This is a genomic window from Ancylobacter defluvii (assembly GCF_018390605.1).
Taxonomy (GTDB): domain Bacteria; phylum Pseudomonadota; class Alphaproteobacteria; order Rhizobiales; family Xanthobacteraceae; genus Ancylobacter; species Ancylobacter defluvii.
The window spans coordinates 36,226-49,499 of the sequence record NZ_JAHBGD010000011.1; the positions used below are offsets into that span (position 1 = coordinate 36,226).

The 13,274-nt window shown below is 68.1% G+C and carries 11 protein-coding genes; 2 read left to right on the forward strand and 9 right to left on the reverse strand.

Annotated features, from left to right (window positions below):
* Positions 1–4: 4 nt before the first annotated feature.
* Positions 5–1,030 carry a DNA polymerase III subunit delta gene (gene holA / locus KHC24_RS07565; protein ID WP_213361802.1) on the forward strand — a complete coding sequence of 342 codons (1,026 nt, stop codon included), beginning with the start codon at positions 5–7 and terminating at the stop codon, positions 1,028–1,030.
* Between the two features lie 212 nt (positions 1,031–1,242).
* On the opposite strand, the gene KHC24_RS07570 is transcribed toward holA, so the two are convergent.
* From KHC24_RS07570 to mnmE, 5 genes are all read right to left on the reverse strand, one after another.
* Positions 1,243–2,151: a ParB/RepB/Spo0J family partition protein gene (locus tag KHC24_RS07570; protein ID WP_213361806.1), complete on the reverse strand. Its 909-nt coding sequence runs from the start codon at positions 2,149–2,151 to the stop codon at positions 1,243–1,245.
* Positions 2,152–2,171: 20 nt separating this feature from the next.
* Complete coding sequence (locus tag KHC24_RS07575) at positions 2,172–3,059, reverse strand: ParA family protein (protein WP_246546350.1); 888 nt, start codon at positions 3,057–3,059, stop codon at positions 2,172–2,174.
* Between the two features lie 36 nt (positions 3,060–3,095).
* Positions 3,096–3,752 (reverse strand): 16S rRNA (guanine(527)-N(7))-methyltransferase RsmG, encoded by a 657-nt coding sequence (rsmG, locus tag KHC24_RS07580; RefSeq protein ID WP_213361809.1) that lies wholly within the window; start codon positions 3,750–3,752, stop codon positions 3,096–3,098.
* Positions 3,753–3,837: 85 nt separating this feature from the next.
* Positions 3,838–5,688, reverse strand: a complete 1,851-nt coding sequence (mnmG, locus tag KHC24_RS07585) for a tRNA uridine-5-carboxymethylaminomethyl(34) synthesis enzyme MnmG (protein ID WP_213361812.1) — start codon at positions 5,686–5,688, stop codon at positions 3,838–3,840.
* 215 nt (positions 5,689–5,903) lie between these two features.
* Positions 5,904–7,250, reverse strand: a complete 1,347-nt coding sequence (gene mnmE, locus KHC24_RS07590; protein ID WP_213361814.1) for a tRNA uridine-5-carboxymethylaminomethyl(34) synthesis GTPase MnmE — start codon at positions 7,248–7,250, stop codon at positions 5,904–5,906.
* 66 nt (positions 7,251–7,316) lie between these two features.
* On the opposite strand from mnmE, the gene KHC24_RS07595 reads away from it, so the two are divergent.
* Positions 7,317–9,350 (forward strand): thioredoxin domain-containing protein, encoded by a 2,034-nt coding sequence (locus KHC24_RS07595; RefSeq protein WP_213361816.1) that lies wholly within the window; start codon positions 7,317–7,319, stop codon positions 9,348–9,350.
* Between the two features lie 523 nt (positions 9,351–9,873).
* On the opposite strand, the gene KHC24_RS07600 is transcribed toward KHC24_RS07595, so the two are convergent.
* The 4 genes from KHC24_RS07600 to hemE form a co-directional block, all read right to left on the reverse strand.
* A complete protein-coding gene (locus KHC24_RS07600) occupies positions 9,874–10,272 on the reverse strand; it encodes a hypothetical protein (RefSeq protein WP_213361818.1) in 399 nt (132 codons plus the stop codon).
* Between the two features lie 56 nt (positions 10,273–10,328).
* Entirely contained in the window at positions 10,329–11,594 is a 1,266-nt protein-coding gene (gene rho / locus KHC24_RS07605) for a transcription termination factor Rho (protein ID WP_213352391.1), read from the reverse strand.
* A 232-nt stretch (positions 11,595–11,826) separates the two neighbouring features.
* The gene (gene hemJ / locus KHC24_RS07610) at positions 11,827–12,252 is read right to left on the reverse strand and encodes a protoporphyrinogen oxidase HemJ (protein ID WP_213361819.1); all 426 of its coding nucleotides are present in this window, start codon (positions 12,250–12,252) and stop codon (positions 11,827–11,829) included.
* Positions 12,253–12,310: 58 nt separating this feature from the next.
* Positions 12,311–13,274 (reverse strand): uroporphyrinogen decarboxylase (gene hemE / locus KHC24_RS07615; protein ID WP_213361820.1); only part of this gene is annotated, 964 nt, incomplete at its 5' end.

A 13,274-nucleotide genomic window follows, 5' to 3' on the forward strand; every position in this document is an offset into this window, starting at 1 on the left:
GCCCATGGTCGCGGTCCGGCCCGGCGATGTCGAGGCCACGCTCTCGCGCGTCGATCCGCTGCGGCCGGTGCTGCTGCTGTTCGGGCCGGATATCGGGCTGGTGCGCGAGCGCGCCCGCGTCTTTCTCGCCAAGGCCGCGACTGGCTCCACCGATCCCTTTGGCATCGTTCGGCTCGACGGCGATGAGATTGCCGGCGATCCCGGCCGTCTGGTCGACGAGGCCGGCACCGTGGCGCTGTTCGGCGGCCGGCGGGTAGTCTCGGTGCGCGCCGGTGCCAAGAACATCGTCCCCGCCGTCGACGCGCTGCTGGCCATGCCGGGCCTCGAAGCCGTGGTGGTGATCGAGGCCGGCGACCTGAAGAAGAATGCCCCGCTTCGGGCCAGTTGCGAATCCTCGCCGCGGGCGCTGGCCATTGCCTGCTATGCCGACAATGAGCGCGATCTCGCCCGCCTGATCGATACCATGGCGGCCGGCGCCGGCCTCGCCATCGACCGTGACGCCCGCGAGGAGCTGGTCGGCCTGCTCGGGGGCGATCGCCTCGCCTCCCGCGGCGAGATCGAGAAGCTGCTGCTCTATGCCGCCGGCGAGCCGCGCGTCACCGCCGCCCATGTGCGCGACATCGTCGGCGATGCCTCGGCTCTCGCCCTTGACGAGGTGGTGGATTCCGCGCTGGCCGGCCTGTCGGCGGAAGCGATCGAGGCCTATCACAAGGCGCTCGGCGAGGGCATGCGCGGCGACGTCATCCTCGGCTTGGTGGCCCGCGCGGCGCAGGGCCTGCACCTGATGCGGCTGGGCATCGAGGCCGGCGGCAGCGTCGAGCGGGCGATCGACGGCGCGCGTCCGGCAATCCATTTCCGCCGCAAGCCGCTGGTGGAGAAGGCGCTACGCGGCTGGACCGCCGCCCGGCTGGAAAAGGCGCTGCTGGCGGTCGATGACGCGCTGCTCGCCGCCCGCCGCAGCGCCGCACTGGGACCCGTGCTGGCTGAACGCGCCCTGCTTCAGCTCGCCGCCACCGCCCGGCGCGGCTGAACAGCGCTTGTTCCGCTATCGAATCGAAAGTCGGCACGCGGTGCTGCCGGATGAGGCAAAAGCCTCCGAGCGCCGCGAAGACCGGGATGAGGGGCTCCCTGATAGGCTCGCCGGCTCAGTGAGACCTGACATCCTTGCATCGACGACCCGGCACTCGCCGCCGGCCATGGATCGAGCCGCGGCGACGCAGGATAGGATGGAACCCGCCGGCCTCAGCCCGCCGACAGGCGTCGGCACAGCTCGTCGAGTTGCTCCAGCGTGCCATAGCGGATGCGGATCTCGCCGGCCTGGCCTTCATGGCGCAGGCTGACGGCAAGGCCGAGCACGTCGGAGAGCTGCTTCTCCAGCGCCCGCGTATCGGCATCGACCTCGCGCGGCGTGCGTGGCTTCTTCGCCGGCTTGCCCTCGGCGCGCGCCTTCGCCTCGTTGAGCTCCTGCGCCAGCGCCTCGACGGCGCGCACATTCAGCCCCTGCTCGACAATGGCGCGGGCGATCGTTTCGGGATCGTCCTGAGTCAGCAGCGCCCGCGCATGGCCGGCGGAGAGCCGGCCGTCGGCGAGATAGATCTTCACGCTGTCCGGCAGCTTCAAAAGCCGCATGGTATTGGCGACATGCGAGCGGCTCTTGCCGATCACCCGCGCCAGATCGTTCTGCGAATAGCTGAACTGATCGGCCAGTTGCTGGTAGCCGGCCGCCTCCTCCAGCGGATTGAGATCGGCGCGCTGGACGTTCTCGACGATGGCGATCTCCAGCGCCTCGCGGTCGGAGACGTCGACGACGACGATCGGCACCTCGTGGATGCCCGCCCGCTGCGAGGCCCGCCAGCGCCGCTCGCCGGCAACGATCTCGTAGGCATCGCGCAGGCCGGCGACCTGTCGCACCACGATCGGCTGGATGATGCCGCGCTCGCGGATCGAGTTGGCGAGATCCTCCAGATCCGCCTCGACGAAGGTCCGGCGCGGATTGTGCGGGTTCGGCCGCAGGAAGGCCAGCGGCACCCGCCGCGCGCCGCCCGTCGCAATCGGGCGCTCCTGCGCCGGGCTGTCGTCGCCCATGTCGCCGATCAGCGCCGCGAGGCCGCGCCCCAGTCGCGAACGCCCGCCGTCTTCCGCCATTGCCATGGAACGCTCCCCAGGACCTTTCAGACCGTCGCCGCCGCGCGCAGATTGCGCTCGCGCTGGATTATTTCGGATGCGAGACGAAGATAGGCCTGCGACCCGACGCATTTGAGATCGTAGAGCAGCACCGGCTTGCCGTAGGACGGCGCCTCCGACACCCGCACATTGCGCGGGATGATGGTCTCGTAGACCTTCTCGCCCATGAACTGGCGCACATCCTCCACCACCTGGTTGGAGAGATTGTTGCGCGCATCGAACATGGTGAGCACCACACCATGAATCGACAGGCCGGGATTGAGCGTCTGCCGCACCTGCTCGACGGTCTTCAGCAACTGCGACAGACCCTCGAGCGCGAAGAACTCGCATTGCAGCGGCACCAGAATGGCATTGGCCGCCGCCATGGCGTTGACGGTGATCAGGTTCAGCGAGGGCGGGCAGTCGATCAGTACATAGGTGAAATCGAACGACTCGTTACGGTAGTGAGATGAGTCCACGTTCAACCGCCGCACCGCGTCGCGCAGGCGATAGGCGCGGTCGCGCGCGGTGGCGAGCTCCAGCTCCAGGCCGGAAAGGTCCATGGTGGAGGGCGCGATATGCAGCCGCGGCACTGCCGTCGGCAGCACCGCCTGCCGCAACGTCGCCTCGCCGCACATCACATCATAGGTGGAGACCCGCCGGTCGCGGCGCTCGATGCCCAGTCCGGTCGAGGCATTGCCCTGCGGATCGAGGTCGATGATCAGCACCGTCTCGCCGATCGCGGCCAGCGCGGTGCCGAGATTGATCGCGGTGGTGGTCTTGCCGACCCCACCCTTCTGATTGGCCAGCGCCAGCACCCGTGGCACCGCCACCGGTGCCCGCGGTGCCAGCGAGACCGCTTCGCCGGATTCCGCCTCGTCCCTGATGTCACTCATGGTCCGTTCCCGCTTTCCGTGAACCGGCTTCGCGGTTCAGTCTTTCGCCGGCGTCAGCGGCACCGCTCGATTTACCATCAGGATGCGCCCGCCTGGATCGGTCAGGCTCTCCGTAATCCTGGCGTCGATTCTCCAAGATTTAGATGACTCGGTCAATTCGTTATCAACATCTTGTCCCTTCAAAAACAGGCCGCGGGCGCCCTGTTCCAGAAAGGGAAAGCTCAGCTCGAGCAGTTTCGGCAGGGGTGCCAGCGCCCGCGCCGAGACGATCTCCACCCCGGCGGCGATCTTCGGCGCCACCTGCTCGATCCGCATCGGCAGGACGGTGGCCGGCAGCTCGCCGATCCGCGCCGCCTCGCGCAGAAACGCCGCCTTGCGGCTGTCGCTCTCCACCAGCGTCACGTCGGCGCCGTCGCGCTCGGCCAGCACCGCGGCCACCACCAGTCCGGGAAAGCCGCCGCCGGAACCGAGATCGACCCAGCGGGTCACCTCCCCGGCCAGCGGCACCAGCTGCAGCGAATCGGCGATGTGGCGGGTCCACAGCTTCGGCAGCGTGCCCGGCGCCACCAGATTGATGGTGCGCTGCCACTTCTCCAGCAGCGCGACAATCGCGACCAGGCGGTCCTCTGTTTCACGTGAAACAGGGGTGAGCGCGAGAGCGCGGCGGCGGTCATCCGAATCGGCAGTTATCATGCCGCCAGCATACCCCGCCGCGGCGAGCGGGTAAAAACCTCGGCCGCCAATGCCCCACGCGCCAGGCGTTTAACGCGTCAGATACTCAGCGCGCCTTGCGCGCATGCGCCGCCAGCAGCGCCAGCGCTGCCGGCGTCATGCCGTCGATGCGCCCGGCCTGGCCAATGGTACGGGGCCGAATCGATTCCAGCTTCGCCTTGATCTCGTTGGAGATGCCGGCCAGGCCGCGATAGTCCAATTCCGGCAGCTCGGCGGCTTCCTCGCGGCGAAACGAGGCGATGTCGGCCTCCTGCCGGTGCAGATAGACGGCGTATTTGGCATCGATCTCCACCTGCTCCCCGATGTGCGTCGGCTCGTCCGAAGCCTCCGGCCAGATGCGGCAGATATCGGCCCAGCCGACATGCGGATAGGACAGCAGGTCGAAGGCGGTGCGCCGCTGGCCGTCGCGGTTCAGCGCCAGCCCGTGGCGATCGCCTTCCGCCGGGGTCAGCGACACCGAACCGCTCCAGTCCCGCACCCGCTGCAGCGCCTCCTGCTTGCCGGCGAACAGCCGCTCGCGCCGGGAGCCCACCAATCCCAGTTCGACCCCGCGCGCGGTCAGCCGCTGGTCGGCATTGTCCGCCCGGAGCGACAACCGGTATTCGGCACGCGAGGTGAACATGCGATACGGCTCGCTGACCCCGCGGGTGACGAGGTCGTCGAGCATCACCCCGATATAGGCGGCACTGCGGTCGAAGGTGGCGCCTTCCATGCCGGCCGCCCGCCGCGCCGCACTGAGCCCGGCGACCAGCCCCTGCGCCGCCGCCTCCTCATAGCCGGTGGTGCCGTTGATCTGTCCGGCGAGGAACAGCCCCGGCGCCTTCTTGGCTTCCAGCGTCGCCGCCAGCTCGCGCGGATCGACATGGTCATATTCGATGGCATAGCCGGGCCGCAGCATCACCACCTTTTCCAGTCCCGGAATGGTGGCGAGCAGCGCCTTCTGCACCTCCTCCGGCAGCGAGGTGGAGATGCCGTTGGGATACACCGTCGGATCGTCGAGCCCTTCCGGCTCCAGGAATATCTGGTGCCCTTCCCGCTCGCCGAAGCGGACGATCTTGTCCTCGATCGAGGGGCAGTAGCGCGGGCCGATGCTCTTGATGTTGCCGGAGTACATCGCCGAGCGGTCGATATTGGCGCGGATCGTCGCATGCGTCGCCGGGGTGGTGCGGGTGATGCCGCACTCCACTTGGCGGTTGGTGATGCGGTCGGTGAGCGCCGAGAATGGCTCCGGCGGCTCGTCGCCCGGCTGCATCTCCAGCGACGCCCAGTCGATGGTCCGCCCGTCGAGCCGCGGCGGCGTGCCGGTCTTCAACCGGCCGAGCGCGAGACCGAGCCGCGCCAGCGTCTCGGAGAGGCCGAGCGCCGGCGCTTCGCCCATGCGCCCAGCCGGGGTCTGCCGGTCGCCGATATGGATGAGACCGTTGAGGAAAGTGCCGGTTGTCAGCACCACTGCACCGGCGGTCAGGGTGCGGCCGTCGCGCAGCATCGCGCCAGTAACGCGGCCGTCGGCGATCACCAGATCATGCGCCTCGCTTTCGATGACGCTCAGGTTCGGCTGCGCCTCGATCGCCGCCTGCATCGCACGGGCATAGAGCTTGCGGTCGGCCTGCGCCCGCGGGCCGCGTACTGCCGGCCCCTTGCGACGGTTGAGCAGCCGGAACTGGATGCCGCCCTGGTCGGCGACACGGCCCATCAGCCCGTCCAGCGCGTCGATCTCGCGCACCAGATGCCCCTTGCCGAGCCCGCCGATTGCCGGGTTGCAGGACATGGCGCCGATAGTGTCGCGCCGATGGGTGATCAGCGCCGTGCGGGCGCCAAATCGCGCAGCCGCCGCGGCCGCCTCGGTCCCGGCGTGGCCGCCGCCGATCACCAGCACGTCGAAACGCGTGTCGCTCATTCCGTTCGGTCCTTCAGGGGTGTTGCCGGAGTTGAAGCGCCAATTCACCGGCAACGTCAAGCGCGGCGGTCGCCCGCGGCGCGCGGGAATGCCGGCTCCCGCCGCGGTTAAGGGTCCCTTCACCCTGATTCACGTGAAACAGCACGGGGCCGAATCGATGCCGCCGGCGTGGTGGTTTCACGTGAATCCACCCCCTCATCGAAGGAGCGGGTCGATCACTTGCCGATGCAGAACTCGCGGAACACCACGTCGAGCAGGTCCTCGACATCGATGGCGCCAGTCACCCGACCGAGCGCGCGGGCGGCAAGCCGTAGCTCTTCGGCGATCAATTCGTCGCTCAGCATCTCCCAGCCGGCGAGCCCCTGGCGCAGATGTCCCGCGGCCTCGGCGACCGCGCCGCGCTGGCGCTCACGGATCAGCGCCGGATGCTCGGCACCGCCGGCCCGCGCGGTGACGAAGCCGGCGAGCGCGGCGGTCAGCCCGTCCAGCCCGTCGCCGGTGCGGGCGGAAACGGCAAAGGTACGCGCCGCCGCCGGCATCGTCATCGGTCCGCCGGCAAGGTCGCTCTTGTTGACCACCAGCCACAACCCGGCCTCCGGCGGCGGCGTTACTTCGATCGCCAGCGCTTCGCTGTCGCTGCCGTCATGCACCCACAGCACCAGGTCGGCCGCCTCGATGCGCGCCCGCGCCCGGCGAATGCCCTCGGCCTCCACCGCGCCGGCCGCCTCACGCAGCCCGGCGGTGTCGATGAGGATCGCCTTGTGGCCGTCGAGGTCGAGCGCCACTTCCAGCACGTCGCGGGTGGTGCCCGGCTCGTCGGAGACGATGGCGACGTCGCGCGCCGCCAGCGCGTTCATCAGCGACGACTTGCCGGCATTGGGCCGCCCGGCGATGGCGATCGTCGCCCCGTCCCGCACCATGGCGCCGCGCCGGTCGGCAAGTGCGGTATCGAGTTCGGCAAGCAGCGCTTCCAGCCCCGGCCGGGCAAGGGCGCGGGCCTCGGCCGGCACGTCGTCCTCCTCGGCGAAATCGATGCCGGCCTCGATCAGCGCCATGCCGCGCACCAGCGCCGCCCGCCAGCCCTCCACCCGGTCGGCGAGATGGCCAAAGGCATGGGCGAGCGCCTGGCGCCGCTGCTGCGCCGTCTCGGCGGCGATCAGGTCGGCCAGCCCTTCCGCCTCGGCAAGGCTCATGCGGCCGTTGAGAAAGGCCCGGCGGGAGAATTCGCCGCGCTCGGCCGGCCGCACGCCCGGCAGCGCGAACAGCGCCGCCAGCACCGCCGCGACGACGGCGCGGCCGCCATGCACCTGGAACTCCGCCATGTCCTCGCCGGTAGCGCTGGCCGGGCCGGGAAACCACAGCACCAGCGCCGAATCCAGCCCCTCGCCGCTGCGCGGATCCACAAGCCGCGCCAGGCTGGCGCGGCGCGGCGGCGGCAGGCGCCCGGCGAGTGCCCTCACCGCCTCGCCGGCGCGCGGGCCCGAAACCCGGATTACCGCCACCGCCGCGGCACCGGAGCCGCTCGATACCGCGGCAATTGTGCTTTCTTCCTGTCCGTTCACCGGCTACGCCCTAGGTTGAAGATTCGCCATTCGCGCCAGATGCCTCCATCCGACGGGAGAGACGCCGTGCCGAACCGCCTCGCCGAAGCCGCCAGCCCCTATCTGCTCCAGCATGCCGAAAACCCCGTCGACTGGTGGGAATGGACCCCGGAAGCCTTCGCCGAGGCCCGCCGCAGCGGCCGCCCGGTGCTGCTCTCGGTCGGCTACGCCGCCTGCCATTGGTGCCATGTCATGGCGCATGAGAGCTTCGAGGACGACGCCACGAGCGCGGTGATGAACGAGCTTTTCGTGAACATCAAGGTCGACCGCGAGGAACGCCCCGACATCGACCAGATCTACATGTCGGCGCTGCAACAGCTCGGCGTCTCCGGCGGCTGGCCGATGACCATGTTCCTCGACGCCGACGGCGCGCCGTTCTGGGGCGGCACCTATTTCCCCAACGAGGCGCGCTATGGCCAGCCCGCCTTCGTCGATGTGCTGAAGACCATGGCCAATGCCTATGCCTCCGGCGACCCGCGCATCGCCACCAATCGCGAGGCGCTGCTGCACAAGCTCACCGAGCGGGCCCGCCCCGCCGGCAAGGTCGTCATCGGCGCCAACGAGCTCGACGATGTCGCCGGCCGCATCCTCGGCATCATGGATCCCGAGCATGGCGGGTTGAAGGGGGCGCCGAAATTCCCCAATACGCCATTCCTCGAGCTGCTCTGGCGCGCCTATGAGCGTACCGGCCGCGAGCGCTTCCGCAACGAGGCACTGCACGCGCTCGATGCCATGAGCGAGGGCGGCATCTACGACCACATCGGCGGCGGCTATTCGCGCTATTCGGTCGACGATCACTGGCTGGTGCCGCATTTCGAGAAGATGCTCTACGACAATGCGCAGCTGCTCGACCTGCTGTCGCTCGCCTTTGTCGAGACGCACGAGCCACTGTTCCGCGCCCGCGCCGAGGAGACGGTGGCCTGGCTCCAGCGCGAGATGCTGGTCGAGGGCGACGGCAACACCGCCGCCTTCGCCGCCAGCCTCGACGCCGATTCCGAAGGCCATGAGGGGCGCTATTACGTCTGGACGCTGAAACAGCTGCTCGATGCGCTGGGTGCGCAGGATGCCGAGTTCTTCGCCCGGCACTACGACATCGCCCCGTTCGGCAATTGGGAAGGCGTTTCGATCCCGAATCGATTGAAGGAAGTCGAGCGCTCCGGTGCCGACGACATCCGCCTCGCCATGCTGCGCGACAAGCTGCTGGCGGTGCGCTCGAAACGGGTGCCGCCCGGCCGCGACGACAAGGTGCTGGCCGATTGGAACGGGTTGATGATCGCGGCGCTGGCCCGCGCCGCCGGCCGGCTCGACCGGCCGGAATGGCTGGAGCTGGCCCGAGGCGCCTTCGATTTCATCGTCGCCCATATGACCCGTGGCGAACGGCTGGGGCACAGCTATCGCCAGGGCAAGCTGGTCGTTCCCGGGCTTTCCTCCGACTATGCCGCCATGGCCGGCGCGGCGCTGGCGCTGCATGAGGCGACCGGCGAACCTACTTATCTCGACCGCGCCATCGGCTGGATGCGCAGCCTCGATGCCCATCATGCCGGCCCGGATGGCGGCTACTACCTGACCGCCGCCGATGCCGAGGGCCTGATCCTGCGGCCCGACGCCACCATGGACGACGCCGTCACCAACCCGAACGCGGTGGCGGCGCGGGCGCTGGCGCATCTGGCCTCGCTCACCGGCGACGAGGGCTGGCGCGCCCGGCTCGACCGCCTGTTCGATGGCCTGCTGCCGCGCGCGGCGCCGCAGCTCTACAGCCATGCCGGCCTGCTGAACGCGCTCGACACCCGGCTGCGGTCGCCGGAGCTGGTGGTGGTCGGTACCGCCGACGACCCGGCCACCGAGGCTTTGTGGAGCGCCGCGCAGAAACTGCCGCTGATCGACGCCGTGCTCCAGCGCGTCGATGCCGCGACCGGCCTGCCCGCCGATCACCCGGCGGCGATCAAGGCGGTGTCGGTAAGCCAGCCTTCCGCCTTCCTGTGCGCCAACGGCACCTGCTCGCTTCCCGTCACCGACGCGAATCAGCTGGCGACGCTGTTGAACCGGCCAGCCCTGGGCTGAGGCAGCAGCGTCACACGCCCGGCTTGATTCTCGCAGCAGCGGGCTCGGCTGCTCCCTCCACACTCGAACCGATGCCCGCGTCAGACACAGGCATCGGCATCACTCTGAATTCACAAGATTGCCGTGGATCTAGCGTCGCGCTATCGGCCGGACGCGACCCCTGCCGTCATTTCGGCGAAGCGGCTCGCGAATAGCCGTGCATGCCCACCTCTGTGGGCAAGCCTGTGGATAAACTGGGCATAAAATGCCCTCATCCCCGCAGAGCCTCAGAAATCGCCGAGGACGGCAGATCGACGTTTTATGAACCATCCATCGGATCGAGTCCGAAACGGCTGTCCTGAGTCAATTCTGAAGGGCATCATTTCGGTAGCGAATCGATGAAATGACTCGCACTGGTTGTCCTGCTGGAGGCCGTCACCCGGCTCGGATATTCAGAGGCGGCCGTGCAGTCCACCGGGCACCGCGCGGCATGGGGACAAGTCCGCCTCGCCCCGCCCTCAGCCGTCGGCCGTCGGCCGTGGTGTCAGCCGAGCCGGGAGCGGTTCTTCGCGCCGTCGCCGCGGCCGAAGCGCATATTGGCGAACATCAACGGCACGGTGATCGCCAGCGCCGCGCACAGGTCGGCCTGCAACACGTAGAAGCCGCCGAGTTCCTCGCGTATCGCGGCGCCGATCACCGGATCGGCGAGTTCGGCGATGATCAGCGAGACGGCGAAGGCCACCGGCACCCACAGCATCAGAGGCAGCCACCAGCGCCGGCAGGACATGGCAAGGCTCAGTCCGGCGATGGTCAGCAGCGTCAGCCACAGAACCGGCGCCGGAGGCTCGCGCTCGGCCATTCCGGTAGCGATCGGTGCGGCCAGGGCCGAGGCGGCGGGCAAGGTCCAGCCCGTGAGAACGAGAAGGATTCGCCGCACCGCCATGGCCGTCTCCGCCGCCAGAGTTTGCCGATCAGCGAGTGATCGCCAGGGTCGCCTCGTCAGGTATTCATGGAATCGAAGAAGTCGCCATTGGTCTTGGTCTGGCGCAATTTGTCCAGCAGGAACTCGATGGCGTCGACGGTGCCCATCGGATTGAGGATGCGCCGCAGCACATACATCTTCTTGAGCACGTCGTTCGGCACCAGCAGCTCTTCCTTGCGGGTGCCCGAGCGGGTGATGTCGATGGCCGGGAACACCCGCTTGTCGGACACCTTGCGGTCGAGGATGACTTCGGAGTTACCCGTGCCCTTGAATTCCTCGAAGATCACCTCGTCCATGCGCGAGCCGGTCTCGATCAGCGCCGTGGCGATGATGGTCAGCGAGCCGCCTTCCTCGATGTTGCGCGCCGCGCCGAAGAAGCGCTTGGGCCGCTGCAGGGCGTTGGCGTCGACACCGCCGGTCAGCACCTTGCCGGAGGACGGCACCACGGTGTTGTAGGCGCGGCCGAGGCGGGTGATCGAATCCAGCAGGATCACAACGTCGCGCTTGTGCTCAACCAGGCGCTTGGCCTTCTCGATCACCATCTCGGCGACCTGCACGTGGCGCTGGGCCGGCTCGTCGAAGGTGGAGGACACCACCTCGCCCTTCACCGAGCGTTGCATGTCGGTGACTTCCTCCGGCCGCTCGTCGATGAGCAGCACGATGAGGTAGCACTCGGGGTGGTTGGTGGTGATCGACTGGGCGATGTTCTGCAAGAGAACGGTTTTACCCGTGCGCGGCGGTGCCACGATCAGGCCGCGCTGGCCCTTGCCGATCGGCGCCACGATATCGATGATTCGTGGCGAGAAGTCCTTGCGGGTCGGATCCTCGATCTCGAGCTTCAGCCGCTCGTCGGGATAGAGCGGGGTGAGGTTGTCGAAGTTGATCTTGTGACGGATCTTCTCCGGGTCCTCGAAATTGATCGTGTTGACCTTGAGCAGCGCGAAATAGCGCTCGCCCTCTTTCGGCGAGCGGATCTGGCCTTCCACCGTGTCGCCGGTGCGCAGGCCGAAGCGGCGGATCTGCGAGGGCGAGACATAGATATCGTCGGGGCCGGGCAGATAATTGGCGTCCGGCGAGCGCAGGAAGCCGAAGCCGTCGGAGAGGATCTCGACGACGCCTTCGCCGATGATGTCGGTCTCGCGGGCGGCCAGCTGTTTCAGAATGGCGAACATCAGCTCCTGCTTGCGCAGCGTGCTGGCGTTCTCGACCTCGAGCTCCTCGGCAGTGACGAGCAGTTCGGCCGGAGTCTTGGACTTGAGGTCCTGGAGCTTCATTTCCCCCATGGGAAAGGGCCTCGATGTTTGGATGTTTCCGGCGGAAGAGATCCGGCACGGACGATCGTGGAATAAGGGAAGCGCTGGTCTGCGGACCGAGCCGGCGGAAAACCCGGCTTCTTGTCCGACCCACCGGCCGGCATCGGGGAGATGCCGGTGCAAACGATGCGGCAGCCAGCTTCGCGGAGAGTTAGCAACATAGGCAAGCTGGCGATTCCGCGCAAGCCTGCTGAAACGAGGATCAGAAAGGTTTCACCGCCACCAGGATCACGATCGCGATCATCAGCAGCGTCGGCACCTCGTTGGCGATGCGGTAGAAGCGGGCGGAACGGGTGTTTCGGTCCTCGGCAAAGTCCCTCACCCGCGCGGTGAGAAAGCCGTGGAAGCCGCTCATCGCCAGCACCAGCGCGAATTTGGCGTGGAACCAGGGCGCGACCCACCAGCCGCCCTGCCACGCCAGCCACAGCCCGGCGAGCCAGGTCACCGCCATCGCCGGGTCGATGATGCCCTTCAACAGCCGCCGTTCCATGATCTTGAACGTCTCGGACTGCTGCGAGCCGGGAGGCGCGTCGCAATGATAGACCATCAGGCGCGGCAGATAGAGCATGCCCGCCATCCAGGAGATGACGGCGAGGATGTGCAGCGCCTTGATCCAGTCGTAGAGCATCAAGCTGTTCCAGCAAAAGTGCGAAGCGGTTTCGTGCCGGGAATCGCTATTCCGGATTTCAAAAGCCCCTGACCCGCCGCAGCATCTGCTCGACATGGGCGATCGGCGTTTCCGGTCGGATGCCGTGGCCGAGATTGAAGATATGCGCGGCGCCCCGCAAGTCGGCCAGCAGCGCGTCGATGGCGGCGTCGAGGCTTGCCCCGCCGGCGATCAGCGCCAGCGGATCGAGGTTGCCCTGCAACGCTACCTTGCCGCCCAGCGCCCGCCGCACCGCCGGCCGGTCCGCCGTCCAGTCGAGCCCGACGGCATCGACCCCGCTGGCCTCGACCAGCTGCGTGAGACCGGTGAGTGTCGCCCCCTTCGGGAAGGCGATGATGCGCGCCCCCGGCCTTTTCGCTCTGACCAGCCCGACCAGCCGCGAAATCGGCCGGATCGTACACCTGACAAAACTCTCCGGGTCGAGCACGCCGGACCAGCTGTCGAAGATCTGCACCGCATCGGCTCCGGCCTCCAGCTGCCCGAGCAGGTAGTCGGCGGAGACCTCGACCAGCCGGTCGATCAGCGCGTCGAAGAAGACCGGATCGGTGAGCGAAGCGAGGCGGGCGGGGGCCTGGTCGGGCGTGCCGCGGCCGGCGATCATGTAGGTCGCCACCGTCCAGGGCGCGCCGCAGAAGCCGAGCAGCGCGGTTTCCGCCGGCAGGCTGGCGCGGGTCTTCGCCACCGTCTCGAACACCGGCCCGGTACGAGCCGGATCGAGCATCCGGCGTAAATTATTGAGATCGCTGATATTCTTTACCGGATCGAGACGCGGCCCCTCCCCGGCCTCGAAGGTAAGCCCCATGCCCAGCGCATGCGGTACCACCAGGATATCGGAAAACAGAATCGCCGCGTCGAAATTGAACCGACGAATGGGTTGGAGCGTTACCTCGGTGGCGTAGTCGGGATTGTAGCAGAGGGAGAGGAAATCGCCGGCCTTGGCGCGCAACTCGCGATATTCCGGCAGGTAGCGCCCGGCCTGGCGC

Coding starts and splice junctions, on each gene's coding strand:
- KHC24_RS07600 (WP_213361818.1), bottom strand. CDS start 10,272: ATGGCGGTGCGGCGAATCCTTCTCGTTCTCACGGGCTGGACCTTGCCC.
- KHC24_RS07570 (WP_213361806.1), bottom strand. CDS start 2,151: ATGGCAATGGCGGAAGACGGCGGGCGTTCGCGACTGGGGCGCGGCCTC.
- KHC24_RS07575 (WP_246546350.1), bottom strand. CDS start 3,059: ATGAGTGACATCAGGGACGAGGCGGAATCCGGCGAAGCGGTCTCGCTG.
- rsmG (WP_213361809.1), bottom strand. CDS start 3,752: ATGATAACTGCCGATTCGGATGACCGCCGCCGCGCTCTCGCGCTCACC.
- hemJ (WP_213361819.1), bottom strand. CDS start 12,252: ATGCTCTACGACTGGATCAAGGCGCTGCACATCCTCGCCGTCATCTCC.
- rho (WP_213352391.1), bottom strand. CDS start 11,594: ATGGGGGAAATGAAGCTCCAGGACCTCAAGTCCAAGACTCCGGCCGAA.
- mnmG (WP_213361812.1), bottom strand. CDS start 5,688: ATGAGCGACACGCGTTTCGACGTGCTGGTGATCGGCGGCGGCCACGCC.
- holA (WP_213361802.1), top strand. CDS start 5: ATGGTCGCGGTCCGGCCCGGCGATGTCGAGGCCACGCTCTCGCGCGTC.